This window comes from Enterobacter cloacae complex sp. FDA-CDC-AR_0164, assembly GCF_003071645.1.
Taxonomy (GTDB): Bacteria; Pseudomonadota; Gammaproteobacteria; order Enterobacterales; family Enterobacteriaceae; genus Enterobacter; species Enterobacter ludwigii.
Genome location: NZ_CP028950.1, coordinates 3,452,487 through 3,478,768 on the forward strand (window position 1 = coordinate 3,452,487; position 26,282 = coordinate 3,478,768).

The 26,282-nt window shown below is 55.8% G+C and carries 21 protein-coding genes; 11 read left to right on the forward strand and 10 right to left on the reverse strand.

What is annotated here, in order from left to right; translation table 11 throughout:
• Nucleotides 1-48 precede the first annotated feature (48 nt).
• Complete coding sequence (locus AM410_RS17085) at nucleotides 49-1,581, reverse strand: SpoVR family protein (RefSeq protein WP_020883440.1); 1,533 nt, start codon at nucleotides 1,579-1,581, stop codon at nucleotides 49-51.
• A 321-nt stretch (nucleotides 1,582-1,902) separates the two neighbouring features.
• Between AM410_RS17085 and AM410_RS17090 the strand changes: the two genes are divergently transcribed.
• Both AM410_RS17090 and dadX read left to right on the forward strand, forming a co-directional pair.
• Nucleotides 1,903-3,201 (forward strand): D-amino acid dehydrogenase, encoded by a 1,299-nt coding sequence (locus AM410_RS17090; protein WP_020883441.1) that lies wholly within the window; start codon nucleotides 1,903-1,905, stop codon nucleotides 3,199-3,201.
• 9 nt (nucleotides 3,202-3,210) lie between these two features.
• Complete coding sequence (dadX, locus tag AM410_RS17095; RefSeq protein ID WP_040017760.1) at nucleotides 3,211-4,281, forward strand: catabolic alanine racemase DadX; 1,071 nt, start codon at nucleotides 3,211-3,213, stop codon at nucleotides 4,279-4,281.
• A gap of 60 nt (nucleotides 4,282-4,341) precedes the next feature.
• On the opposite strand, the gene AM410_RS17100 is transcribed toward dadX, so the two are convergent.
• Complete coding sequence (locus AM410_RS17100; RefSeq protein ID WP_014170573.1) at nucleotides 4,342-6,075, reverse strand: potassium/proton antiporter; 1,734 nt, start codon at nucleotides 6,073-6,075, stop codon at nucleotides 4,342-4,344.
• Between the two features lie 96 nt (nucleotides 6,076-6,171).
• Nucleotides 6,172-7,086, reverse strand: a complete 915-nt coding sequence (ldcA, locus tag AM410_RS17105) for a muramoyltetrapeptide carboxypeptidase (protein WP_014170572.1) — start codon at nucleotides 7,084-7,086, stop codon at nucleotides 6,172-6,174.
• Between the two features lie 107 nt (nucleotides 7,087-7,193).
• Here ldcA and emtA point away from each other — a divergent pair, with 107 nt between their 5' ends.
• Nucleotides 7,194-7,805: a membrane-bound lytic murein transglycosylase EmtA gene (gene emtA / locus AM410_RS17110; protein ID WP_014170571.1), complete on the forward strand. Its 612-nt coding sequence runs from the start codon at nucleotides 7,194-7,196 to the stop codon at nucleotides 7,803-7,805.
• Between the two features lie 37 nt (nucleotides 7,806-7,842).
• On the opposite strand, the gene ycgR is transcribed toward emtA, so the two are convergent.
• Entirely contained in the window at nucleotides 7,843-8,574 is a 732-nt protein-coding gene (gene ycgR / locus AM410_RS17115; RefSeq protein ID WP_020883443.1) for a flagellar brake protein YcgR, read from the reverse strand.
• 207 nt (nucleotides 8,575-8,781) lie between these two features.
• On the opposite strand from ycgR, the gene AM410_RS17120 reads away from it, so the two are divergent.
• Together AM410_RS17120 and AM410_RS17125 are read left to right on the forward strand one after the other, a co-directional pair.
• Entirely contained in the window at nucleotides 8,782-9,036 is a 255-nt protein-coding gene (locus tag AM410_RS17120) for a GlsB/YeaQ/YmgE family stress response membrane protein (RefSeq protein WP_010432765.1), read from the forward strand.
• A gap of 111 nt (nucleotides 9,037-9,147) precedes the next feature.
• A complete protein-coding gene (locus AM410_RS17125; RefSeq protein ID WP_108648162.1) occupies nucleotides 9,148-11,250 on the forward strand; it encodes a TonB-dependent siderophore receptor in 2,103 nt (700 codons plus the stop codon).
• Between the two features lie 72 nt (nucleotides 11,251-11,322).
• Here the strand turns inward: AM410_RS17125 and AM410_RS17130 are convergent, their stop codons facing one another.
• Nucleotides 11,323-13,008: an alpha,alpha-trehalase gene (locus AM410_RS17130; RefSeq protein ID WP_108648163.1), complete on the reverse strand. Its 1,686-nt coding sequence runs from the start codon at nucleotides 13,006-13,008 to the stop codon at nucleotides 11,323-11,325.
• A gap of 362 nt (nucleotides 13,009-13,370) precedes the next feature.
• Nucleotides 13,371-14,327, reverse strand: coding sequence for an AraC family transcriptional regulator (locus tag AM410_RS17135; protein ID WP_108648164.1), 957 nt, complete (start codon nucleotides 14,325-14,327; stop codon nucleotides 13,371-13,373).
• Between the two features lie 115 nt (nucleotides 14,328-14,442).
• Here AM410_RS17135 and AM410_RS17140 point away from each other — a divergent pair, with 115 nt between their 5' ends.
• The gene (locus AM410_RS17140) at nucleotides 14,443-15,630 is read left to right on the forward strand and encodes an MFS transporter (RefSeq protein ID WP_108648165.1); all 1,188 of its coding nucleotides are present in this window, start codon (nucleotides 14,443-14,445) and stop codon (nucleotides 15,628-15,630) included.
• A 70-nt stretch (nucleotides 15,631-15,700) separates the two neighbouring features.
• On the opposite strand, the gene gap is transcribed toward AM410_RS17140, so the two are convergent.
• Nucleotides 15,701-16,711: a type I glyceraldehyde-3-phosphate dehydrogenase gene (gene gap, locus AM410_RS17145; protein ID WP_040017756.1), complete on the reverse strand. Its 1,011-nt coding sequence runs from the start codon at nucleotides 16,709-16,711 to the stop codon at nucleotides 15,701-15,703.
• Nucleotides 16,712-16,789: 78 nt separating this feature from the next.
• Nucleotides 16,790-17,770, reverse strand: a complete 981-nt coding sequence (locus AM410_RS17150; protein WP_047356840.1) for a GlxA family transcriptional regulator — start codon at nucleotides 17,768-17,770, stop codon at nucleotides 16,790-16,792.
• A 165-nt stretch (nucleotides 17,771-17,935) separates the two neighbouring features.
• Between AM410_RS17150 and AM410_RS17155 the strand changes: the two genes are divergently transcribed.
• Nucleotides 17,936-18,907 carry a fatty acid desaturase gene (locus tag AM410_RS17155; RefSeq protein WP_108648166.1) on the forward strand — a complete coding sequence of 324 codons (972 nt, stop codon included), beginning with the start codon at nucleotides 17,936-17,938 and terminating at the stop codon, nucleotides 18,905-18,907.
• Nucleotides 18,900-19,652: a phosphate/phosphite/phosphonate ABC transporter substrate-binding protein gene (locus AM410_RS17160; RefSeq protein WP_108648167.1), complete on the forward strand. Its 753-nt coding sequence runs from the start codon at nucleotides 18,900-18,902 to the stop codon at nucleotides 19,650-19,652. The genes AM410_RS17155 and AM410_RS17160 overlap by 8 nt, the downstream gene beginning before the upstream one ends.
• 17 nt (nucleotides 19,653-19,669) lie before the next feature.
• Here AM410_RS17160 and AM410_RS17165 read toward each other — a convergent pair whose 3' ends face one another.
• Together AM410_RS17165 and AM410_RS17170 are read right to left on the reverse strand one after the other, a co-directional pair.
• Nucleotides 19,670-20,572 (reverse strand): LysR family transcriptional regulator, encoded by a 903-nt coding sequence (locus tag AM410_RS17165; RefSeq protein ID WP_044857110.1) that lies wholly within the window; start codon nucleotides 20,570-20,572, stop codon nucleotides 19,670-19,672.
• Nucleotides 20,573-20,595: 23 nt separating this feature from the next.
• Complete coding sequence (locus tag AM410_RS17170; RefSeq protein ID WP_079230865.1) at nucleotides 20,596-22,884, reverse strand: FdhF/YdeP family oxidoreductase; 2,289 nt, start codon at nucleotides 22,882-22,884, stop codon at nucleotides 20,596-20,598.
• A 1,002-nt stretch (nucleotides 22,885-23,886) separates the two neighbouring features.
• Between AM410_RS17170 and AM410_RS17175 the strand changes: the two genes are divergently transcribed.
• Genes AM410_RS17175 through tssK form a run of 3 tightly spaced genes read left to right on the forward strand, consistent with a single transcriptional unit; the run spans nucleotide 23,887 to nucleotide 26,280 of the window.
• The gene (locus AM410_RS17175) at nucleotides 23,887-24,381 is read left to right on the forward strand and encodes a hypothetical protein (protein ID WP_014170557.1); all 495 of its coding nucleotides are present in this window, start codon (nucleotides 23,887-23,889) and stop codon (nucleotides 24,379-24,381) included.
• A 23-nt stretch (nucleotides 24,382-24,404) separates the two neighbouring features.
• Entirely contained in the window at nucleotides 24,405-24,908 is a 504-nt protein-coding gene (gene tssJ / locus AM410_RS17180) for a type VI secretion system lipoprotein TssJ (protein WP_014170556.1), read from the forward strand.
• A gap of 28 nt (nucleotides 24,909-24,936) precedes the next feature.
• Nucleotides 24,937-26,280 carry a type VI secretion system baseplate subunit TssK gene (tssK, locus tag AM410_RS17185; RefSeq protein ID WP_020883454.1) on the forward strand — a complete coding sequence of 448 codons (1,344 nt, stop codon included), beginning with the start codon at nucleotides 24,937-24,939 and terminating at the stop codon, nucleotides 26,278-26,280.
• Nucleotides 26,281-26,282: the final 2 nt, after the last annotated feature.

A 26,282-nucleotide genomic window follows, 5' to 3' on the forward strand; every position in this document is an offset into this window, starting at 1 on the left:
GAGAGGTTTTTTTTCGCCCTGACGCGGGCGTTTCGGTTCAGGCAGGCACTACAGCGTATTCATCCGCGTCGGGCAGCGCTCCAGCAGCTCCACGCTACCGTCTTCATTCTGCTGCTCCAGCAGCACGTCAAAGCCCCACAGGCGGTGCACATGCTTCAGCACCTCTTTGCGCCCTTTATCCAGCGGGGCACGGTTGTGCGGGATGTAGCGCAGCGTCAGAGAGCGGTCACCGCGGAGATCCACGTTCCATACCTGAATATTGGGTTCAAGATTACTCAGGTTGTACTGGGAAGAGAGGCGAGAGCGGATCTCCCGGTATCCCTCTTCGTTATGAATCGCTGAAATTTCCAGGAAATTGTTACGGTCATCATCCAGCACGGTGAAGAAGCGGAAATCGCGCATGATCTTCGGCGACATAAACTGGCTAATAAAGCTCTCATCCTTGAAATCGCGCATCGCAAAATGCAGCGTTTCCAGCCAGTCCGAACCGGCAATATCAGGGAACCAGTATTTGTCCTCTTCCGTTGGCGACTGACAGATACGTTTGATGTCCTGGAACATCGCAAAGCCGAGGGCATACGGGTTAATGCCGCTGTACCACGGGCTGTTGTAAGGTGGCTGGAACACCACGTTGGTATGGCTGTGGAGGAATTCCATCATAAACCGTTCGGTGACTTTCCCCTCGTCATACAGATGGTTGAGGATGGTGTAATGCCAGAATGTCGCCCAGCCTTCGTTCATCACCTGCGTCTGTTTTTGCGGATAGAAGTACTGGCTGACCTTACGCACAATGCGCAGGATCTCACGCTGCCATGACTCCAGCAGCGGCGCGTTCTTCTCCATAAAGTAGAGCAGGTTTTCCTGTGGCTCAGACGGGTAGCGGCGCGCCTCAGCGACAGCTTTCTCTTCTTCACGCTTAGGCAAGGTGCGCCACAGCATATTCACCTGGCTTTGCAGATACTCCTCGCGGCTTTTCTGCCGGGCTTTCTCCTCCTGCAGGGAAATTTTCTGCGGTCGTTTGTAGCGGTCTACGCCGTAGTTCATCAGCGCATGGCAGGAGTCGAGCAGTTTCTCCACTTCATCGACGCCGTAGCGCTCTTCGCAGTCGGTAATGTATTTACGGGCGAAGATCAGGTAATCGACGATCGAGCTGGCGTCCGTCCAGCTGCGGAAAAGATAGTTATTCTTGAAGAAAGAGTTGTGCCCGTAGCAGGCATGCGCCATCACCAGCGCCTGCATGGTAATGGTGTTCTCTTCCATCAGGTAAGCGATACACGGGTTGGAGTTGATGACGATTTCATACGCCAGCCCCTGCTGGCCGTGTTTATACAGCCGTTCCGTTTCAATAAATTTTTTACCAAACGACCAGTGCGGATAATTGATCGGCATCCCGACGCTGGAATAGGCATCCATCATCTGTTCGGAGGTTATGACTTCAATCTGGTGAGGATAGGTATCCAGGCGATAGAGTTTTGCTACCCGGTCGATTTCAGCGAGGTAGACATCCAGCAACTCAAAGGTCCAGTCGGGTCCATCGCTGAGACGTGTGTTGTCCTTGTTCAGGGAATCAATAGTAGCCATTAGCGCGCCCTCGTTGTGGGTGCTCTCTCTGTCTGGAGAGCCTCCTTTCAAGCATAGATCAACGTGTTAAAAAGCGTGCTGGAGCAGAAATTTTTTCTTTACGATTTCCCGTTTTCAATACGGTAAAAAAAGCGGTTCACGCAGAGTTTTATGCTGGTTAAAAATAACGCGCAGCAGGAGATCCCAAATAAGTCCTTTCCCCGCCAGTAGGGGAAGATGTGAGATAAGTCACCATAAAAAAGTCGTATGTTGAATAATATTTTCAACTAGGTTATCAATCTGTAATTAGAAGATTGTTCTTTTGCACATTATGGAGTGGCTATGCGTGTTGTCATACTGGGAAGTGGTGTGGTTGGCGTAACCAGCGCCTGGTATTTAAGTCAGGCGGGGCATGACGTAACCGTTATCGATCGTGAGCCAGGTCCTGCGCTGGAAACCAGCGCGGCGAATGCCGGGCAAATCTCTCCGGGCTATGCGGCACCGTGGGCGGCTCCCGGCGTGCCACTGAAGGCGATTAAATGGATGTTCCAGCGCCATGCGCCGCTGGCCATTAGCCTCGACGGCACGCAGTTCCAGCTTAAGTGGATGTGGCAGATGCTGCGCAACTGCGACACCCGCCATTACATGGAAAACAAAGGGCGTATGGTGCGTCTGGCGGAATACAGCCGTGACTGCCTGAAAACCTTGCGCGCCACCACCGGCATTGAGTACGAAGGCCGTCAGGGCGGTACGCTGCAGCTGTTCCGCACGGCGCAACAGTACGAAAACGCCACCCGCGATATCGCCGTGCTGGAAGATGCCGGTGTTCCGTATCAACTCCTCGAGGCCAGTCAGCTGGGACAGGTTGAACCGGCGCTGGCGGAGGTGTCCCACAAACTGACGGGCGGCCTGCGTTTACCCAACGATGAAACCGGCGACTGTCAGCTCTTTACCCAGCGTCTGGCGCAGATGTGCGAGCAGGCAGGGGTAACATTCCGCTTTAACACGCCCGTCGATAAATTGCTGTCGGAAGGCGGTAATATTTACGGCGTGAAGTGCGGCGAAGAGGTGATCAAAGCAGATGCCTACGTCATGGCCTTTGGCTCTTACTCCACCGCCATGCTGAAGGGCATTCTGGACATTCCGGTCTATCCGCTGAAGGGTTACTCCCTGACCATCCCGGTGAAAGAGGACAGCGGTGCACCCGTCTCCACCATTCTGGATGAAACCTATAAAATCGCCATTACCCGTTTCGACAACCGTATCCGCGTAGGCGGCATGGCGGAGATTGTCGGCTTCAACACCGAGCTGCTGCAGCCGCGTCGTGAAACGCTGGAGATGGTCGTGGGCGATCTCTTCCCACGCGGCGGTTTTGTCGAGCAGGCCACGTTCTGGACCGGTCTGCGTCCAATGACGCCAGACGGCACGCCGATTGTGGGCCGCACTCCGTTCAAAAACCTGTGGACGAATACCGGACACGGCACCCTCGGCTGGACAATGGCCTGTGGCTCAGGTCAGCTGTTGAGCGACTTGATTTCCGGGCGCACCCCGGCAATTCCGTTTGACGATTTAAGTGCCGCGCGCTATCAATCTGGGTTCACCCCCTCGCGTCCACAGCACCTGCACGGCGCGCATAACTAAGGAGTTGTCATGTCCCGTCCTGTTCTGGCTCAGCTGGACTTGCAGGCCCTGAAGGATAACCTGCAGATTGTTCGCCGTGCTGCGCCAGGTTCACGCGTCTGGTCGGTGGTGAAAGCGAACGCCTACGGCCACGGTATTGACCGCATCTGGAGCGCGCTCAGCGCGACCGACGGTTTTGCGTTACTGAATCTGGAAGAGGCCATTTTGCTGCGCGAGCGCGGCTGGAAAGGCCCTATCTTATTGCTGGAAGGGTTCTTCCATGCCGACGATCTGCCGTTGCTGGATAAGTACCGGCTGACCACCAGCATTCACAGCAACTGGCAGGTTAAAGCCCTGCAGGACGCCAGACTGCATGCCCCGCTCGACATTTATCTCAAGGTGAACAGCGGCATGAACCGCCTGGGCTTCCAGCCTGAGCGGGTACATACGGTATGGCAACAGCTGCGCGGCATCAGGAATGTGGGCGAAATGACGCTGATGGCGCACTTTGCCGACGCGGAAAAACCCGATGGCATCGCCGAGGCGATGGTGCGGATTGAGCAGGCGGCTGAAGGTCTGGCGTGTTCGCGCTCGCTCTCTAACTCGGCGGCCACGCTGTGGCACCCGGAGGCGCACTACAGCTGGGTACGCCCGGGGATCATTCTGTACGGCGCGTCACCGTCAGGGCAGTGGCAGGATATTGCCAACAGCGGCCTGAAACCGGTGATGACCCTGCGCAGCGAAATCATCGGCGTACAAACGCTGAAGGCCGGTTCCACGGTGGGCTACGGCAGCCGTTACCGGGCGACAGGCGAACAGCGAATTGGCATTGTGGCGGGAGGCTATGCCGACGGCTACCCGCGTATCGCTCCGACCGGCACGCCGGTATGGGTGGATGGCGTTCGCACGGGTACCGTGGGGACGGTCTCAATGGATATGCTGGCGGTAGACCTCACGCCGTGCCCGCAGGCGGGGATTGGTTCACCGGTTGAGCTGTGGGGAAATGAAATTAAAATTGACGATGTGGCCGCTGCGGCAGGGACCGTTGGCTATGAGCTGATGTGCGCTCTGGCGCCGCGCGTACCGGTTGTGACGGTGTAACTATGCGATGTGCCGGGGGGCGATAACGCCTTCCCCGGCCAGTAAGACATGAAACCTAAACTACTCTGACTCTTCTTCCATCGGCCTTACGCCAACTTTGCGTACCGCGTTATCTTCTTTCTCGGCCACCGTCCAGATCATCCCGGCAAACTCGACCTGGTCACCGACAACGGGTGCTGCGCCAAGCAGTTGCTGGATAATTTCCCCCAGCGTTTGCTGCTTATCGCGATACTCCAGCCCTTCATCCAGACCGTAAATCAAGGCAACATCTGCAAATTTGGCGCTCGCTTCCAGAATAAAATCGCCGAAGAAACGCTGATCCAGCGCCACCGGTGGCGACTGGCTGAACAATTTACCCAGCGCGGGCAGGTCGCGCTCGCGGCCAATCACGCACAAAATATCCCCTTCACGCAGACGGGTGCTGCCGGTAGGGTGAAGCAGAACATTGTCGCGGAACAACGCGGCAATCCGCGTTTCGGCGGGCATATGCAGATCGCGCAGCGACGCGCCCACGCACCATTTGTCTTCGCTAAGCTGATATACAAACTGTTCCCACGGATTTTCCGGATGAATATCCAGCCCCACCCGGGAGACGGGCCAGCCAACGGGGGGGATCACCACTTTTGCCTTTTTCGCCGCCCAGCCGAGTGACGTGCCCTGGAAGAGGAGTGAAATCAAAACAACGAAGAATGCGACGTTGAAGAACAGTCGGGCGTTATCCAGACCCGCCATCATCGGGAACACGGCAAGGATAATCGGCACCGCGCCGCGCAAACCCACCCAACTGATAAAGATACGCTCGCGCAGGTTAAAGCCGCGAAACGGCAGCAGGCCTGCAAACACCGACAGTGGACGGGCGAAGAAGATCATCCACGCCGACAGCATCAGCGCCGGCACGGCGATAGGCAGCAGGTCTGAAGGGGTAACCAGCAGGCCAAGCACCAGGAACATGCCAATCTGCGCCAGCCAGGCCAGTCCGTCGAAGTTCTGCAAAATGGCGTGACGGTTGCGAATAGGGCGGTTACCCATCAGGAAGCCACAGAGGTAGACGGCAAGAATACCGCTGCCATCCAGCGCGGTGGTGACGGCAAAAATCAGAATGCCCCCGCTCAGCGCCAGCAGAGGGTAAAGCCCGGCGGGAAGTGAAATCCGGTTGATCATCTGCTGCAGCAGATAGCCGCCGCCGAGGCCAAGAATAATCCCCAGACCAAACTGCTGCAGGATATGCCAGGCAAACATCCAGCTCAGCCCGCTTTCGTGCTGCTGGATCATCTCAATCAGCGTGATGGTGAGAAACACCGCCATGGGATCGTTACTGCCGGATTCAATCTCAAGCGTGGAGCCAACACGTTCGTTAAGCCCTTTACCGCCAAGCAGGGAAAAGACCGCCGCCGCATCGGTTGAACCGACAATAGCGCCAATCAGCAAGCCTTCCATAATATTGAGATGGAACAGCCAGGCGGCCATCATCCCGGTCAGGCCGGATGTGATTAATACGCCTACGGTCGCGAGCGACAGCGCCGGCCCTAGGGCGACGCGGAACGAGCTCGCCTGAGTGCGCATCCCGCCGTCCAGCAGGATCACTGCCAGCGCGAGGTTACTCACCATGTAGGCGAAAGGGTAGTTATCGAAAGGAATACCGCCGATGCCATCGATGCCAGCCAGCATGCCGATAGCAAGGAAAATAACGAGAATAGGTATGCCGAGACGCGATGAAAATGAACTTAATAATATACTACAGGTTACAAGCACAGAACCCAGAATGAAAAGGCTGATTATCGCTGCGGCATCCAATGTTGTCTTACTCCCACCTCAATGTTAACGCTGTTACTAAAACCCTAACATATTAACCACGGCAACAGCGTTTTATTAAGGGGTTTAACGGCTTTTTTATGCCTTTATGACCGGATGACCGCTTATTGTTAACCGACTGCCTGAATCATCATGTATCAGGGACGCATGTGCCCCCAGCGCAAGGGTTACGGTTTGTTGCTCATGGCCAAAATCCAGACCGGTGATAACCGGGATATCGAGACGGGAACGGATGAAATCAACCATCGTTTCAAGGGAGTAACCGGCGTCGTAATCATTGGGTGCCGCACCGCTAAAACTGCCCAGCACGATTGCTGACTGACGTTCAAGGATCCCGGCATGATAAAGCTGCAATAACATGCGCTCGACGCGGAACGGATGTTCGTTAATATCTTCCAGCACCAGAATGCCGTCTTCGATGTCCGGCAGCCACGGCGTACCGATGAGCGAGACCAGCATTGCCAGGTTACCACCCCAGAGTTGGCCTTCACAGGCCCAGTGCGGCCCCTGGCCTTGCCACGTTATGCTGTAGGTTGGGTTTCGCAGGGCGCGCCAGAAATGCTCAAGGGTAAACGCATCGAGCGCCGGTGCACCAAAATTTCCGGCCAGCATCGGGCCGCTGAAGGTAATGACGTTATGCAGCGCCAGCAGCCCAAGCTGGATGACCGTGAAATCGCTGTGGCCGCATATCAGCAGCGGGTCCTGCTGTTGACGCTGTGCCAGACCTTGCCAGTCAATGCTCTCCAGTAACCGGCTCGCGCCATAGCCCCCCCGCACCGCAAGCACGATCCGATCCTCACCCTTCAGGTTCACCAGGCTGTTGATATCATTCAGTCTCTGGGCCTCGGTTCCGGCAAAACGCTGCTGGCGGCGAGGGATAATCGTCTGATTTTCTACCTGGTGGCCGAAGCCCAGTAAGCGCTGAACGCCCCGTTGTGCCGCGTCCTGATTGATGCAGTAGCCCGACGGTGCGATAAGATGAAACTGAGACATGGCAATTCCTTGCTGAATGAGAAACTAATTGTCTATATCATGCCGCTTATACGCTGCCCGCTTCAAGGGGCGGCGCACTGCGATGACCGGCTATAAGGATAGATGACGTGAAATTGAGATGGTTTGCTTTTTTGATTGTGTTGCTTGCGGGCTGTAGTTCCAGACATGACTATCAAAATCCGCCCTGGAACCCGGAAGTGCCGGTGAAACGGGCCATGCAGTGGATGCCGATCAGCGAGCAAGCCGGGAAGGCGTGGGGCGTCAGTCCGCGTCTTATCACCGCGATCATTGCCGTTGAATCCGGCGGTAATCCCACGCTTGTCAGCAAATCAAACGCAGTGGGGCTGATGCAGCTTAAAGCGTCTACCGCAGGTAAAGAGGTCTACCGCTACATGGGCTGGAGCGGTCAGCCGTCGACCAGCGAGCTGAAGAACCCGGAGCGTAATATCTCCATGGGGACAGCCTATCTCAGCATTCTGGAGCATGGCGTACTGAAGGGCATCGACGACCCGGAAGTGATGCAATACGCGCTGGTGGTCTCTTACGTCAACGGGGCCGGGGCGCTGTTGCGAACCTTCTCCTCTGACCGTAAAGAGGCGATAGAAGAGATTAACGGCATGGACAAAGATGAATTCGTTGAACATGTGGCGAAAAATCATCCGGCACCACAGGCTCCGCGTTACATCTGGAAAGTACAGAAAGCGATGGATGCCATGTAATGCCGCAGGCGGGCGGCGGTCACGCTGCCCGTTTTCCTCACAGAACTTTATTCGCACGTTCCCGTGCTTCGCGCTCCAGTGCAAAGATAATGCGCTGCAGTTCGCGCTCTGAACCGGGTCCGACGTTCAGGAAGCGGAAACTCAAACGTGGCGTGGTAATCGTTTCGTTTTTGCTGTCCACCACCTTACGCTCGCTGATGGCAATCAACTGGGCATCAAAATAAAACCGTCCCCAGCCGGCCATATCCAGTTCAATTTGCGAGAATCGCATGCCTTCGACCAGTCCGTCAGGTTTCGGCGTATCCATCAGCGCGCCCATACCGCCCAGCGACAGGTCGAAGAGGCGGAAACGGAGCTCTTTTTTGTCCGGCATTTTAGCCTTACAAAAATAGGCAGGGTGAAGGGGGGCGCTGATGCGGAAATATTCCCGGCGCTGCACAAACCACAGGTTGGCAGGCAGCGGTGTGACAAACGCGGGAAGACCCTGGTATTCGCTCATCTCAAGGCGCGGAAGCACAAATTCCACTTTTGCACCGTGGGTCTCTGCCATCACCGCGAGTTTCTCTGCTTTCAGTGCGGCGCGGTTTTCATACTCCTGACTGCCCAGATCGATAACCAGTCGCTCCTGCGAGACGTCGAGGATCTTGCTGATGAACTGATTGTTTGACCAGCTGATGCGCAGCGGCACTTCACCTTTTTGCAGGTCACGCAATACCCCTAATACAGCCAGCGGATTTTGCTTGAGGAACTGCTCACTGTAATTACTCACGCCGGATGGCTCCTTGATAGATGACAGACTGTCTTTGCGTTATCGGCACTGCACAATGAAACTTAATACAAACCGATGAGTTTTTTTTCAGATTGCAGAGAAGATAAGTCGGTGAGATGAAATTAGTTTTCCAGGGATGACCTATACTTAAGTTACCTGCGCAGAAGGTTTTCTGCGCATGCATTAAACCTGCAAGAGGGCATCGCTATGGGTATTATCGCCTGGATTATCTTTGGTCTAATTGCTGGCGCTATCGCTAAACTTATCATGCCGGGAAATGATGGCGGCGGCTTCATACTGACGTGTGTGCTCGGTGTCGTGGGGGCGGTTGTAGGCGGCTGGCTGGCGACGATGTTTGGCTTTGGTGGCAGCATCAGCGGTTTTGACCTGCACAGTTTCCTGGTGGCTGTCGTGGGTGCCATTGTGGTGCTGGGCATTTTCAGGTTACTGCGACGGGCATAACTTCACTAAAACGGCTCTCAAGGAGGGCCGTTTTTTTACGTGCATATTGATTTGCTAATCGAAATGATAATAATTGTCGTTCCTGATTACACTTAATCACAAGACGACTTTATGAACCCCTCTCGTTTCACGTTATGCGCGTTGGCAGGAGCCGTGACGCTGGCATTGCAGGTACAGGCGTTTGCCGAAGAATCAACAATCGTAGTCACGGGCTCAGAGCAGGGCAGCATGCTGCCCGGCTGGACGAACAGCGCAACCAAATCAGCCGTTGCCGAGAGTAAAACCCCGCAGGTGATCAATACCCTGTCGGCACAGGAAATCGATAAACGTCACGCGAACTCCGTGAATGAGATCCTGCGCTATGCACCGGGTGTGTCGACCGAGGTGCGCGGAAACACCTCCTACATGAGCGAATATAAAATTCGCGGATTTACCGTCGATCAGGAGTTCTACAACGGCCTGCAGTTACCCTATAATGTCACCGGCAATACCAAAGCCCGCATCGATCCGCTGTTGGTTGAAAGCGTTGATATTCTCAAAGGTCCCTCATCGGTACTGTACGGCGGTGCCTCGCCGGGTGGGCTGGTGAATATTCAGAGTAAAAAACCGCAACAAACCGCCCGGACCGAACTGGGCTTTAACACCGGCAACCGTAACCTGAAAGAGGGGTATCTGGATTCGACCGGGCAAATTGCCGATGGCGCCTGGAACTACCGTCTGCTGGGGAAAGCGACGGAGAGTGCCGATCAGCCGCACACCTCCCGGTATGAAAACTACCTGGTTGCGCCGTCTGTCACCTGGCAACCGGACAACAAAACGCGCCTCACCCTTGATGCGCTGGCGCAAAACTCCCCAAGCCTGACGCCGTCTAACCCGCTGCCGCTCGCCTGGCTGCGTTCGAAATATGCGGGCAAGCGGGATTATGCCGGCGACGAATGGAGCGGGTTTAAACAGCGCCAGTGGATGCTGGGTTACAGCTTTGAACATGAATTTGACAGCGGCTGGGGCTTTAACCAGAAGGCGCGCTATTTTGACATCGATACCCACCAGCGCAGTATTTATGCAACCGGGCCGGGCAGTGAAGTCAATCAGCTTAACCGCTTTGCCTACACCACGGATGAAGATCTCCGGAGCGTCAACATTGATAATCAGGTGACCAAAACCGTTGCGCTGGGTGAGTGGAAACACCATCTGCTGGCCGGGTTTGATTACCAGAAGCTGAATTCCCACTTCCACTACCGCTATGCCTCGACAACACCGGGGATTGATATGCGCAATCCGGACTATTCACAGGTCCATGAGGATGCGCTGGGGCTGTATACCGCGCAGAAAAACCGTCTGAGCTATCAGCAGAATGGGTATTACCTGCAGGATCAGGTGGAGTTTGGCGGCTTAAATCTGTTGGGCAGCCTGCGCTATGATGATTATCGCTCCGTCACCACCGATTATCTGCATAACGGCGACAAGGCGTGGGTATCGCAGGATCGCGTTACCAAACGACTGGGCGCGCTCTACGCCTTCGACAACGGTCTCTCTCCGTTTATCAGCTATTCAGAAGGGTTTGCCCCGGTCTCGCCGCAGGGAACCCTGACGGCGAAAGAAGTCAAGCCGACCACCAGCAAGCAGGTGGAGGGCGGGGTGAAATATCTGCTGGCAGAGTACGCCACCACCTTTACCGCCTCAGTGTTTAATATTCGCCAGAAGAATGTCGTCACCTCCGATCCCGGCTTCCTGAACTATCGTCAGACCGGCGAAGTGGAGTCTAAAGGGGCGGAGTTGTCTGTGATTGGCCGTCCGACAGACAATCTGAACCTGATTGCCAACTACGCATACACCCACGCCATCAATACGCAGGACGATAAGTATCAGGGCAAACGCCCTACGCAGGTGCCGGAAAATGCATTCAACCTGTGGGGGGATTACACCTTTGAGAATACGCCACTGAAAGGATTGATGCTGGGGGCCGGGGCGCGCTACACCGGGCCGATGGAGATTTCACCGGCGAACGACGCGGGTAAACTCGGTGGCACCACGCAGTACGATCTGGCGGCATCCTATCGGATGGGCGAAATTCTGCCTTCGCTTGAAGGGCTGACTCTCAAAGCGAGCGCGCAGAACATCACCAATAAAGAGACGTTGACCTGTTACGATGCGACCAACTGCTGGATTGGACGTGACCGAACCTATCAGTTAGGCGCGAGCTACAGCTTCTGACGCCCTGTTAAACCCCGTAAGACGGCCCATTCACCCTCTCCAGGTGGGAGAGGGTGAGGGAATGCGGCCGCTTTATTGCGCCGTACTTTTCGCCGGTGCGACAGCATCGTTTGCCGCCGGCTGATTCTCCGGCACGCTGTCGCACGGTTTCTCTTTCGGACAGACCAGATCCAGCATTTTCAGCGTCACGCCGTTGCTCCAGCCGAAGCCATCCTGCAGCGGATATTCACCGCCACCGCCCCCTGTACCGGTACTCGAAACGTCATACTTCTCTACCAGCTTCTGTTCGCGGTCATAGGTATGCTGAACATTTTTCAGGAAGCGCCAGGTCACATCCATTGCCACCTTATCCTGTCCGTAATTCTGCAACCCTTCCGTCGCCACCCATTGCAGCGGTGCCCAGCCGTTAGGTGCATCCCACTGCTGGCCGCTGTTGATGGTGGTGGTGGAAATGCCGCCCGGTTTGAGCAGGCGTGACGATGCCGCTGCAGCGACCTTATCAGCGCGATCCTGCGAAGCCGCCTTCACATAGAGCGGATAAAGTGCGGCTGCCGTAAGCTGATTACGCACCTTTTTACTCTTAAGATCGTAATCCGCGTACCAGCCCTCTTTATCATTCCACAGATGGCTCTCGATCGCTTTCTGACGCGCGGTCGCCAGCGCGTCATACTTGCTGGCAGCGGAGGTATCGCCGGATGCCTGGCTTGCCCTGGCCAGCAATTTTTCCATCTTAAACATCAGGGCGTTAAGATCGACAGGCACAATGCTGGTGGTGCGGATCGTGCCCAGTTTTTGCGGATCGTCCATCCAGCGGGAGCTAAAGTCCCACCCCGAGGCGGCCGCTGAGCGTAAATCGCGGTAGATCTCCGTGGCAGGTCGGTTAGGATTGCTTTTAGCGGTGGTCATATCGTCGAGCCAGGATTCAGGACGCGGCGTATCGCGGTCATCCCAGTAGCGGTTGAGCACTGAGCCATCGTCCAGCTTCACCACACGTTTGTTGGCTTGTCCGGCCTGCAGCCTGTCGGCCCCCTCCATCCAGTAGGCGTACTCTTTCTCCATTTGCGGACGGTATTTCTTCAGCGCATCGCTGTCATGGGTCGCCAGCAACTCGACCATCAGCGCGAAGAACGGAGGCTGGGAGCGGCTCAGGTAGTAGCTGCGGTTGCCGTTCGGGATATGTCCCCAGCTGTCCAGCTCGTAAGCGAAGTTGTCCACCATATCGCTGATTTTGTCCCAGTGGCCACTCTCAGCCAGCCCTAACATGGTGAAATAACTGTCCCAGTAGTAGACCTCGCGAAAACGTCCGCCAGGCACGACATAGGGTTTAGGCAGCGGCAGAAGGGAATCCCACTTATTACTCGCTTTATCGGTGGTGCGGGTCAGCACGGGCCAGAGGTCATCAATGTGTGCACGTAAAGTTTGCCCGGCAGGCGGGACGTATTTTTCACCCTCCGCTGGCAGCGTAAAGTTCATTTCCACAAAGTGCTTCAGATCGAAGCCAGACTGGGTGCGCTGCATCCGATAATCCGCCAGAATCATCAGCGGATCGCTTTTCGGCACGGCGTCAGCAAAGGTCTTTTGATCGGGAAACAGTTTGGCACTTTGCACATCATTAAAGAGAGGACCAAGTAAAATATCGGGGGAGCTTGTCTGGGTGGTGAGTTGTTCTTCCGCATAACCCCATGTTGTCACACCGAGTAACGCGCCGCCCAAAGCCAGGTGCAAAAGAGCAGGGCGTAGTGTACGAGGTCTTATCATCGGTTCATCTCCTGTATTCGCTGAGCAGCGTTGCCGCTGTTATCAATCACCTGAAAACCTTAGACGAATATTGGCCGCTTCGCGTGTCGAATATCCCATTTTGCGCATAACCAGACAATTTACCGTCTGGTTATGCGCCGGAAGGGATTGGGAGAATTTGCTATCTCGATGAAAGGTAATTCTTTTTTATGATAAATAATTATATTGCTTTTAATTTAATCAACGGGCGCAAATCATGGCGCGATAATAATATACGCGGAATGCTCTTTTATTCCGTAATAGCGCAAGGTGCTCCCTTAGCACGCCCCATAATTAAATCGCGAAAGGCGACTGGCAAAAAATACGTATCGCTAACGCCTGGCTCAGACCTCTTCCGGGGTCTGGCTGGTCTCGCGCAACGTGCCCGGTGCATGCCCAATAATGCGCTTAAATGCCCGACTGAACGCGGCCAGTGAACCGTACCCCAGACGCAACGCGACGGTTTCAATGGGCTGATTTTCGTGGCGGATGTACTGAATGGCCAGCCGCATCCTCAGTTCGCTGAGATATTTTGCCGGTGTGGTTCCCGTGGCCGCCAGAAAACGTTCAGCAAACACGGAGCGGGAAGTGCCCGCTTCTTTCGCCAGATCCGCCACGCTCCAGTTCAGGCCTGGCTGCTGATGCATGGCGTAAATGGCCCGGCTCAAACGCGGGTCGCGCAATACCTGCACCCAGCCGGTAGCTTTGCCGCAGCCTCCTTCAACCCAGCCACGCACGATCAACGCGGCCACCACGTCGGCAAGTCGCGCGAGGATCCCGGCGAATCCGGCCTGGCGGGTCATTGATTCCCGCTCCATCGCTGCCAGCAGCGGATGAATTTCCGGCCATGTGGACATCAGCCGGCTCACCATCATCACTTCCGGCATCGCCTTGATCAGCGGCTGCATCCCGCCCAGTTCAAAATCCATGCATCCACTGAAGATGATGGTGTTCTCGCTTTCCGGACACGGCTCACAGGTGATCGCACAGACCGAACCGCAGATAGGCTCGCTGGGGAATGCACTGACCGGGGTAATGCTGGCGTGCTCGTCAGAGAGCAGGGCATGGGCGTTGCCGTTTGGGATAAAAAGGGCGTCGCCGCCATTCAGCGTGAAGGTGGCGCCACTCTCCACACGCAACAGGGCGCTACCGTGGCTGACAAAATGGAACTGGGCTTTGCCGGGCGCCTGGTGAAACGCCACGCCAAACGGCGCGCTGGCCTCAATCCGACGGTATTTCACGCCCGACAGGCGCATGCCGTGCAAAAGTTCGCTGATCAAATCGGGTGACTGAGCGGTCATGACGCAACTCCGGACGAATAATCAATAAGTGGAGATTATATGTCATAGATCGTCCAGGGTGAACCCACTATGCTTTTGCGACAGTTGTCACATTTTTATAACGGGAGAACAACAGATGAATTCATGTATCGTGGCGAGAGAGGCGGTCACGCCTGCAAAACCCGCCTGGCGAGCCGTCTACTCACTGGGGCTTGGCGTATTCGGCCTGATCACAGCAGAATTCCTGCCCGCCAGTTTGCTGACGCCGATGGCCGCGAGCCTGGGGGTGTCCGAGGGGATGGCCGGACAGGCGGTGACGGCCACTGCGCTGGTGGCGCTGGTCACCGGGTTGCTCATCACGCCGGCCACCAAAAATATCGACCGTCGCTGGGTATTGATGTTCTTCTCGGTGCTGCAGATCATCTCCAGCCTGCTGGTGGCTTTTGCGCCCACGCTGCACGTCCTGCTGATGGGCCGGCTGTTGCTGGGTGTGGCGATCGGGGGATTCTGGGCGATGTCGACCGCCACGGCGATGCGCCTGGTGCCCGCCGATAAAGTGCCGAAAGCGCTGGCGGTGATCTTCTCCAGCGTCTCGATTGCGACGGTGGTGGCGGCGCCGCTGGGAAGCTATCTGGGTAGCCTGATTGGCTGGCGTAACGTCTTTATTCTCTGCATTCTGCCGAGCATGCTGGCGCTGCTGTGGCAGCTCTGGGTACTGCCGTCCATGAAGCCGGAAAGCAGCGGTAGCCTGAGTACGCTGTTCCGCGTGCTGCGTCGTCCGGGGATGATTGGCGGTATGCTGGCGACCATTCTTATCTTCAGCGGCCACTTTGCCTTCTTTACCTACCTGCGTCCATTCCTTGAAACGGTGGGGCAGGCGAGCGTGGAGAGCATCTCGCTGATCCTGCTGGGCTTTGGGATTGCCAACTTCATCGGCACCTCCGTCGCCGGGCATCTGCTGGCGCGTAACCTGCGCCTGACGCTGGCACTGGTACCGTTCGCGATGGGCGTGCTTGCTCTCACCATGGTGGCGTTTGGTCATCTGGCGATGCTGGACGGGTTACTGGTCGCGCTGTGGGGCTTTGCGTTTGGTCTGGTACCGGTGGGCTGGTCAACGTGGCTTGCCACCACCGTGCCGGATGAAGCCGAAAGTGCGGGTGGTCTGCTGGTGGCCTCTATCCAGCTGGCGATAAGCGCCGGTGCGGCAGTGGGTGGTGCTGTATTCGACCTCAACGGTGCCAGCGGCGTCTTCGCGGGCAGCGGTTTCCTGCTGGTGACAGCCATGGTAATTGTGTTTATGGGCGTGAAAGTCAAAGCAGAGTGACGAACGCGTGCCCGGTCAGCGAAAGGCTACCGGGCAGCGATACCCACTCAGAGTGGGAACGGGGGGAAGGTTACAACCCTTTCTTATCCATCAGCACCGCCAGATCCACCAGACGGTTTGAGAATCCCCATTCGTTGTCATACCACGCCAGGATCTTCACCATTTTGCCGCCAATCACGAGGGTGGAGAGCCCGTCGATAATTGACGAGCGCGGGTCGCCCTGATAATCACTGGAAACCAGCGGTTCATCGCTGTAACCCAGAATGCCTTTCAGGGGGCCACTGGCAGCGGCTTTCCGGAAGGCGTCATTCACCTCCTCGGCGGTAACGTCACGGCTCAGGGTTACCGTCAAATCCACAATCGACACCACCGGAACCGGCACGCGCAGGGAATACCCGGTCAGTTTACCGTCAAGTGAGGGGATCACTTTCCCCAGCGCTTTCGCCGCACCGCTGGAGTAAGGCACAATCGACAGGGCTGCCGCACGTGCACCGCGCAGATCCTTCTCTGGCTGATCGTGCAGTGCCTGACTGTTGGTATAAGCGTGCGTGGTGTTCATCAGGCCATGCTCAATCCCGAACTGCTGATGCAAAACCTGAGCGGCGGGGGCCAGGCCATTGGTCGTACAACTGCCGTTACTCACTACGTAATGCTGAGCCGGATCGTACTGTTCATGGTTGACACCCATGACCACCGTCAGGTCATCGTTTTTGCCGGGGGCGGAGATGATGACGCGCTTAGCCCCACCGTGCGTGATATGCACGGCTGCTTTTTCCCGCTCCGTAAAGAAGCCAGTGGCTTCAATAACCACGTCAACGCCGGCGTCACGCCACGCGATATTCGCCGGATCGCGTTCGCTAAAGACGACGATCCGCTGGCCATCGACCTGCAGTGCCCCGTCCGCGGCTTCAACGGGAGCCGGCAGCGTGCCGAGAAGGGAATCATGTTTGAGCAGATGGGCGAGGGTTTTGCTGTCCGTCAGATCGTTAATTGCCACAATCTGCACATCCGGGTTACCCAGCGCCGCGCGCAGGAAATTACGTCCGATACGGCCGAAACCGTTAATGCCGACCTTAACCATAGTGCACTCCTTATCTCTGTTGTCTGGCGTCACTGTAGGCGTCAGGCCGGATGGCGTAAACGACAAAAAAGGATCACATTATGCCATTTTGCGACAGTGGAAGCGCTGACGATACTCGCCAGGCGTGAGGTGGAGTTGTTTCTCAAAGACGCGACGCAAATTGATGCTGCTGCCAAACCCGCTCTGCTCAGCAATGCGTTCGAGAGGGTCGCTGGTCTGTTCAAGCAGTTGCCGGGCGGCGGCAAGGCGTGCTTCGGTGACATAACGCGCCGGAGAGGCGCCTGTTTCACGGGTGAACACGCGGGTGAAATTGCGTGGGCTCATCGCCGCTTTTTGCGCCAGATTTTCCACGCACAGGTCAGCGGTCAGGTTCTCCAGGATCCAGGTTTGCAGGTCGCTTATCGGGCCGGAGGTGCCTGGCTGCTGAAGATTATAGCGACTGAACTGGAGCTGCCCGCCGGGGCGGCGCAGATACATCACCATATCCTGCGCCACCTCGCGAGCGAGAGTAAAACCGTAATCGTCTTCCACCAGCGCCAGGGTCAAATCAAACCCGGAGCTAACCCCACCGGAGGTCCAGATGGGACCGTCCTGAATATACAGCGGGCCACCTTCCACATGGATGGCCGGGTACTGGGTGTGCAGGGTCTCCAGCAGCCGCCAGTGGGTGGTTGCCCGGCGTCCATCAAGCAGGCCGGTCTGGGCCAGCAGCATCGCGCCGCCGCAGATGGAGGCTATCCGCCGCGCGTGTGGCGCAGCCAGGTGCAGCCAGTCCACCACCGCCGTGCTCTCCTGCTCATTCATTCCGCGGCCGGTGATAATAATCGTATCAAGCGGTTCACGCGGATCCAGCTCCGGCAGGCGATAATCCGCCAGCAGATTGAGGCCGGACTGGCCGTGGATCACCTGGTGAGGCTGGGTAGTGGCGATGATAATGCGGTAACAGGGATGGGCAAGGCCTTCCGGATGCAGCCGGTTCGCCTGCATCAGAATGTCTGCGATACCGGCGGCTTCAAACAGCATGCCGCCGTCAGGGACGATAATCAGGATCTTCTTCATGTCCTGAAAAGTACCTTTATTGCAAAATAAGTCAAGCTACGAACGAGAGGGAGATCTCGCGCTGCCCGCGTTTCTGGCAAAGCAAAGCGATATAAGTTCTTTGTTATTTCAGGCGTTTTCCCCGATCGTCAGGGCATTCTCTCTGGCGAAACGGCGTCTGAAGGCATGGGTAAACGAAGCTCCCTCTATTTACATCCGCAACAACGCGATCAAATTCACCACCTCGCCTCGGGGTTTTTGTGGCGAAGCGAACTGCCCACGTGGATCGTCATCATCACCCTTTACAGTGGCTGGTTTGCGACGCTGGCGTACTGGAAAACGCTGGGATTGCTGCCCGCTACGCTGCTGCTCATCGGATTTACCACCTGGTATATGTCACTCCAGCATGAACTGATCCACGGCCATCCCACTCGGTTTGCCTGGCTTAACGCGCTGTTTGGCACGCTCCCGCTGGCGGTGTGGTATCCGTATGGTCTGTACCGGGACTCTCATCTTGCCCATCATCGCCACGATAGCCTGACGATCCCGGTGGATGACCCGGAGTCGTACTATTTTACCGAGGAGAGCTGGGCACGCTTTTCGCCCTGGCACAAGCGCGTGATCCATGCACGGAATACCTTCTGCGGCCGGCTGTTGCTGGCACCGCTGCTGGATATCCTGCAGACGCTGGCCAGCGCCGTGACGGCGTTTCGCCATCTTCACCTGCGCGCAATGGCAATGTGGCTTGTCCACGCGTCGCTGCTGGCAGCGCTGTTTGCCTGGATGATGCACAACGGTTTCTCGCCCGTCTGGTTTGTGCTGGCGGTAAGTTATCCGGCGCTGGCGCTGACCAAAGTGCGCTCCTTCTATGAACATCGCGCGGCGGATGATCCGCTGGCGCGTTCTGTCATCAACGAAGCAGGGCTGTTCTGGCGGGTGCTGTTTTTAAATCTTAACTACCATTCAGTCCATCACGATTTACCGGGTGTTCCGTGGTATGGGCTAAAAAGCGTCTATCTGCAAAACCGGGCGGCGTACCAGCGGCGTAACCATGGTTTTGTGGTCAGGGGTTATAGTGAATGGATGCGACAGTTCTGGAGGCGGGCGGTCAACGTCACCGCTCACCCAGGGCGTCAACACGAGGGAAGTCATGAGTAACCCGCTGGCGTTTCCGATGTATGCCATCAATCGCGCCGACACCGATGCCCTCTGGCGAGCGGTACAGCACCTGCTTGCTGAACGCGGCGTGCCGGTGAGCGAGGGCGTACCCGATGATTCTCTGCTGGCCCACTGGCAGCAGCCCGGGCTTGTCCTCAGCCAGACCTGCGGCTACCCGCTGATGACGCAATTGCCGGACGTACAGGTCGTGGGCTGTTTTCACTACCAGGTGCCGGGCTGCGAAGCGTTTTATTACCGTAGCCTTCTGGTGACGCGCGCCCAGAAGCGCACCCGGACACTGGCTGATTTTCGCGGCCGATGGGCGGTATGCAATTCTGCGGATTCGCAGTCCGGTTATCACGCCCTGCGAAAAAAAGTGGCGCCACTTGCACCCGATGGCCATTATTTTGCCCGGACGACCTTTAGCGGCAGCCATCGCCAGTCGCTGATTGATCTAAAAGAGGGTATGGGCGATATCGCCGCTATCGACTGCGTGACGTACGCGTTACTGCAGCGTCATGAACCGGCGTTGCTCGACGGGCTGGCGGCGATCGACAGTACTCCCCTGACACCCGGGTTACCGCTGATTACCGCGCACAACACATCCCCTGAAACGCTTAACGCTCTCCGTGATGCGCTGAACACGCTGGTGAATGCCCCGCAATACCGCGACGTTTGCAAGGCGGTGCTGATTGGCGGGTTCAGTGTGGTGACGCGTCAGTCTTATTCGGTGTTGCTCGACTGACGCGTTATCACATGACCTCACTCAATGCCGTTGTTCTCTGCAAGATAAAGCGCCTGCGCGTCGGTGAAACAGCGCAGTGCCAGTGAGGAGACGGGGGCCTGTCGACGCATGATCAGGCCGATCGGGGCTTCGATGTTCGAGTCGGTTATGGGGGTTATCCGGAAGTGGTTGTTCAGGTTCTCAAGCCCGTTGTTCAGCGGCATCACGGCACAGCAGACGCCGCTTTGTACCGCCTGAATGATCTGGAAAGTGGAATCGCTTTCGAAGACAGACTCGGGATTAATGCCGGCAGATTTAAAGCTCACCTCCATATGCTCGCGATAATGCATCCCCTTGGTCAGAAACCCCAGCGGAAATGCCATCAGTTCCTGCCAGGTCAGCGTCTCCTGATCCAGCTGGAAGTGGCGGATATCGTGCAGCAAACCCATTTCGGTTTTTGGCAGCTGGATAATATCAAACGGACGGGTGTCGATGCTGTTCAGGTAGCAAATCCCCAGTTCAAGCTGATTCCGGCTGACGCCGTCGGCAATTTGTTGCGAGGACATTGAGTAGAGGCTGTAGGTCAGCTCCGGGTATTTTTGCGTCAGCTGGCGGATAAAGATCATCGGATCCACGCTGGCCAGCGGCACCATTCCCAGACGCAATTCACCCACCACTTGCCCTTTGCACAGCGAGGCTTCGGCCTGCAGGCCGTCGTGAGCGGCCAGCACCGCGCGCGCCCATGCCAGAATGCGTTCGCCTTCGGGCGTAAAGCCTTCAAAACGTTGCCCGCGAGTAATCAGCACCAGCCCCAGCTCCTCTTCTAGGCTGCGAATACGCATGGAGAGGGTCGGCTGGGTGATGTTGCACTGCGAGGCTGCTTTACCAAAATGCCGGGTCTGATCGAGTGCGATTAAGTACTTTAGCTGTTTTATATCCATCGTATTTCTCTGCGCGGAAAGCCTTACAGCACGCGGATCTCTTTCGAACGCAGGATGAGGCGGACCGGAACCGATTTATAAGACGGCGTACCGCTGTCCTTATCCAGATAATCAAGCGGAACCAGTACGTTGGCCTCCGGGTAGTAAGCTCCGACGGAACCCGGCGCAATGCTGTAGGCCACAACGGTAATGTCTTCCAGACGCTGAACGCTCCCCGGCAGGGCGGTTTCGATATCCACGCGATCGCCATGCTCCAGGCCTGACTGCGCCATATCGTCTTCATTCATAAACAGCACATCGCGACGGCCAAAGACGCCGCGGTAGCGGTCATCAAGGGCGTAAATGGTGGTGTTGTACTGGTCGTGGCTGCGCAGCGTGATCAGGCGCAGCACATTATCGCCTTCACCACTGGCGTTCTCATTGACGCCGTCGAAAACCGAAAACATCGCTTTGCCCGTCGCCGTTGGCCAGATACGTTCTGTGGGCGGCAGCGGCATGCGAAAACCACCAGGAATGCGGATCCGTTCATTGTAATTCTCGAAGCCTGGAATGGTCTGCTCAATCAGGTTGCGGATACGGTCATAATCCTCAACCAGCGTCATCCAGTCCACGCGGGTCTCCCGCAGGGTGGCTTGCGCCATTCCGGCGACAATGGCCGGCTCAGCGCGCAGGCGCGGAGAGGCGGGTTTCAGCTTACCGGAAGAGGCATGCACCATCGACATAGAGTCCTCCACGGTAATGGACTGGCGTCCGGTGGCCTGGACATCCAGCTCGGTACGACCGAGGCACGGCAAAATAAAGGTCTCTTTCCCCACCAGCAAATGGGTGCGGTTGAGCTTGGTACCGATGTGCACGCTCAAATCCAGCGTATTCATTGCCGGAAAACCGTTCTCGTGATCGGGCATCGCCACCGCAAAATTTCCCCCCAGACAGATCAGCGCTTTTGCACGTCCGTCGATCATGGCCTGCGTTGCCTGCACCGCATCATGGCCGTGGTGGGCAGGGGGCTCAAAACCGAATACCTCCTTCAGGCGGTTGAGAAATGCCGGTGTCGGTTTCTCGCTTATACCCACGGTGCGGTTACCCTGAACGTTCGAGTGGCCGCGCAGTGGGCATATCCCCGCGCCGGGTTTGCCAATGTTACCGCGCAGCAGCAGCAGATCAGCGATCAGGCGGACATTCGCGGTGCCTTTATTATGCTGGGTGATGCCCATCCCGTAGGTGATGATGGTGGCATTCGATTTTGCGTAGGCCTCGGCCACGGATTTGAGCGCTGCCCGGCTCAACCCGGATTCACGCTCAATGGCCTCCCAGTCGGTTTGCGCAATATCCGCAGTAAACGCCTCAACGCCCAGGGTGTGTTCAGCAATAAAGGCGCGATCGAGCACGTTTCCGCGTTCGTTCTCCATCTCCAGCAGGTGTTTTGCGATCCCTTTTAACGCAGCGGCATCGCCCCCGGCTTTCACCTGGAAATAGGTGGAGGCGATATCGGTAGAGCTGTAGGTTGCCATCTCAATAACGCTTTGCGGATCCGCGAAACGTTCCAGCGCGCGCTCGCGCAGGGGATTAAAGACGATAATCGGTACGTTGCGGCGAGCCAGCTCATGCAGCGTGCCCATCATCCGCGGATGGTTGGTCCCAGGGTTATGACCAATGGAGATAACCAGCTCCGTTTTATCGAAGTCATCAAGTGAGACGGTCCCTTTCCCGATACCAATGGAACGGGGTAAACCGACGCTGGTGGCTTCATGGCACATATTCGAGCAGTCGGGGAAGTTATTGGTACCGTACTCGCGGGCGAACAGCTGGAACAGATACGCTGCTTCGTTCGAGGCTCTGCCGGAGGTATAAAATTCGACCTGGTCAGGCTCAAGCCCGCGCAGCACCTCACCGATACGCTGGAAAGCGTCGTCCCATTCCACTGGCTGGAAGGTATCACTTGCCCGGTCATAGCGCAGGGGATGGGTGAGACGACCGTAACCTTCCAGCTCAAAATCAGATTTAGCCAGCAGCGAGGACACGCTGTTTTTGGCGAGAAAATCCGTGGTGACGCGTTTATTGGTGGCTTCCCAGGTGACGGCTTTCGCCCCGTTCTCACAGAACTGGAACGTGGATTTGTGTTCTTTATCGGGCCACGCACAGCCAGGGCAGTCAAAACCGTCAGGCTGGTTTGTGCGCAGCAGAGTTGCGGGGGCATCCAGCGTATCCATTTGGGTACGTACCGCAATGGCCGTCGCCTTTAACGCCCCCCAGCCACCGGCTGGGCCGTCATAGTGCCTGATACCGGGAACTGAGCGTCTTTTCTTATTCATACCAACTCCTGACTTGTGCGGTCATGACATCACCTGCGCCTATAAACCACCGGGTTTGCCAATAAGCGAAAACAATGATGGCGTCTGTTACCAGAGGCCAGAGCAAAGTTAAATGCATTGAATTGAATGGCTATATTTTACAGTGGCTTACAAGCTAATCGGCGTAAACATTTAAAGAAATTATAACGAAATTTTATCATTTTTATAATAAATCTTATCTATCACCTGTTCACTCTGCGCTATGGCGAAAGCGAAGCGATGATGAAGTCAGCGTTAAATTTCAGATGAAGGTGGCTGAAGGGCAGGGCGACGAAGACCCCTGCAGACAGGAGGAATCGGTGCAAATTAATCGTCGCTTTAACCAGGAATATGTAGCTGTGCTTAATTGTTAATATCGGAAAATTACCAGATTAAATCCGAAAAGGAGATTAAAAGACAAACTTATTTTGAGGTGTAAAATTAACTTTTCTCAGGTTCCCTGAAACAATTTCATATATTGAGACAGGTCTGGCTGAAATTGAAAGTTACCTCGATAATGCAACAAATAATTCATATTGGATATATTTTCTTCGCCCCCCATAAAGCCAGATTCTACTAATTATGGTAGTAGCAGTAATAGGGTTATTGCGTTAATGAAAGTGATTCTCTTTTGTGGAATTTCATTTTAAATCAGATGGATATGTGATTTTGTCTTGAGGGGAATAGACGATTTTAGCTAAATCGTATTTTTTTCTCAGATTAATCCTATAATGTCTCAAGTGCTTCATTAACCATCAGTTATGAAGCGGTAAATATTGAATTGGTGGCAAGCTCATGTAAACTTGCTTACCGTTTGTCAAAATATGTCAGGAAGACGCTGGGCCTTATTCTGAAGGGCTCGTGCGGTAGCTATGCCCTTAAATAGTAACGCCCCGAAAATATACTGACTATTTTAACAATAGCACCTAAGTCAAACTTCATCCCCTTTATCTCCATCATCGAAATATCGCTACGGAAAAGCATATGAAAATGCGCGTACTGTTTTCACTTCTGTTTGTAATGGCGGTGGCGGGCTGTAAAGCGCCGCAGAAACCTGTGATCAACGACGACACGATCGTGACCAGCCAGGTCAATGGCGTCACGTTAACCCACCGTCATGCTGTTTTACCTCCAGCAGAGTTTACTCAGCTCAATGAGCCGTATCGTGCCATGTATCCGGCCTCGCTGATGAGCCGTCCTGACTTCGGCGGAAAGGTTATCCGTACCCTGGAAACCGGTAAAACGTATGTGGTCCTGGGTCAGGTTGAGCACTACTGGATGGCGCTTGCCGATGAGGGAAATGATCAGCTGATTGGCTACGTCCCGATGCGCGCAGTGATCAAAGCCGATCAGTACGAAGCGACCGTCCGTAAGCAGGCCCAGCGTGCGAAAGTGCGTAAGAAGGCAACCTGTGTTGATGTGGACGGTAACAGCAAAGCCTGCAAAGACAGCGCTAACGGTACCTGGATCCTGAACTAAACCGCGTCCCTGAGCGTATTTTTATGAATAATAAAAATTTTCATTGGTTGTGGTCCGTCTTTTACGCGGCGATTTTCGCCCTTGTCAGTGGTTGTACGTCGTCTTCACACAGCGACCCTTCCCGCTACAATCTGCAGTTTCAGGCTCATCCACAAATCAATGAATCTGCGCCGCTAAAAGTCAGAGTGCTGTTGCTGAAATCCGATGCGGATTTCATGTCCAGCGACTTCTATTCCCTACAGAACAACGCGTCAGCCACGCTTGGCGCGAATCTGCTGAACAGCGATGTTTTCTTCCTGATGCCGGGTCAGCTCTCGAAAACCCTGAGTGGACAGAGCTCTCCCGACGCCCGCTACATTGGTGTGATGGCGGAATATCAGATGCTGGATGGCAAAAAATGGCGCGTTTCACTCCCTCTGCCTGTGCCAGGCGAAAACCATATCTACCAGTTCTGGAAATGGTCAGCGGATGAACTCCAGGCCAACGTTTTTCTCGACGTGAATGGCATCCGGGTCATCAGCCAGTAACGCGCTTCATAACAGGAATTACATCATCATGACGAAAGCAGAAAAGGTCGTCTGGACCGAAGGCATGTTCCTGCGCCCACACCATTTTCAGCGGACTGAAAGCTATCTGCTCAACCACGTTCGTGAATGGGGTGCGCTGCAGCGTTCATACCTTTGGGGCTTTCTCGACGTTGAGCTGGACGAAGCGATGCTGCGCCAGGGATGCATTGCCCTGAGCTACTGCAGTGGACTGCTGCCTGACGGAACCTTTTTCCAGGTGCGCAACGGCCGCAATGGTCCGGTGCCGCTGAAAATCCCTGACAATCTCACCAATGAAAAGGTGGTGCTCGCACTGCCGGTTCGCCGTGGAGAGAGAGAAGAGGTGATCTTCAGTGAAGAGCCGGCCTCGCTGGCGCGCTTCATCGCCTTTGAGCAAGAGGTGGAAGACGACAACGCCATGTCGGTAGGCGATGCCACCGTGCAGTTTGGCCGTCTGCGTCTGACCCTGATGCTGGAAAAAGATGTAACGGCAGAGTGGACCGCTATCGGTGTGGCGTTTGTGACCGAGAAACGCAACGATAACCACGTGCGTCTCGATAGCAGCTACATTCCGCCGATGCTGAACGCCAATAACAGCCCGCAGATCTACAGCATGATTAACGATCTGCACGGCTTACTGGTGCAGCGCAGCCAGCAAATTGGCGGTCGTCTGCGCCAGCCTGGCCGCTTTAATACCTCGGAACTGATTGAATTCACGCTGCTCTCACTGGTGAACCGCCATCTGGGCGAGGTTTCACATTTAAAAACGCTTCCGCTGCTGCATCCGGAAACACTCTGGCGCAGCTGGCTGCCGTTTGCGACCGAGCTCGCTACCTGGGCGTCTCAGCGTACCGCTGAAAGCGTGCTGCCGATTTACGATCACGACGACCTCGCGGGTTGCTTCAGCAAACTGATGATGCTGCTGCGTCAGGGGCTGTCTCTGGTGATGGAAGACCATGCCATTCAGCTGCCGCTTAACGAGCGTTCCCACGGTCTGAACATCGCGACCGTGCCGGAAACCAGCATGGTGCGTGAGTTCGGTTTCGTGCTGGCGGTCAAAGCCAACGTGCCGGGCGAACACCTGCAAACCCATTTCCCTGCCCAGATGAAAGTGGCGCCGGTCTCGAAAATTCGCGATCTGGTTCAGCTGCAACTGCCTGGCATTATGCTGCGCGCCATGCCGGTCGCACCGCCGCAGATCCCCTGGCATGCAGGCTACAGTTACTTCGAGCTGGAGAAGGGGAGCGAGCTGTGGCACGAGATGGATAAGTCCGGCGCTTTCGCCCTGCATCTCGCAGGCGAGTTCCCGGGACTTGATATGGAGTTTTGGGCCATCCGTAGCCCGACTGAATAATA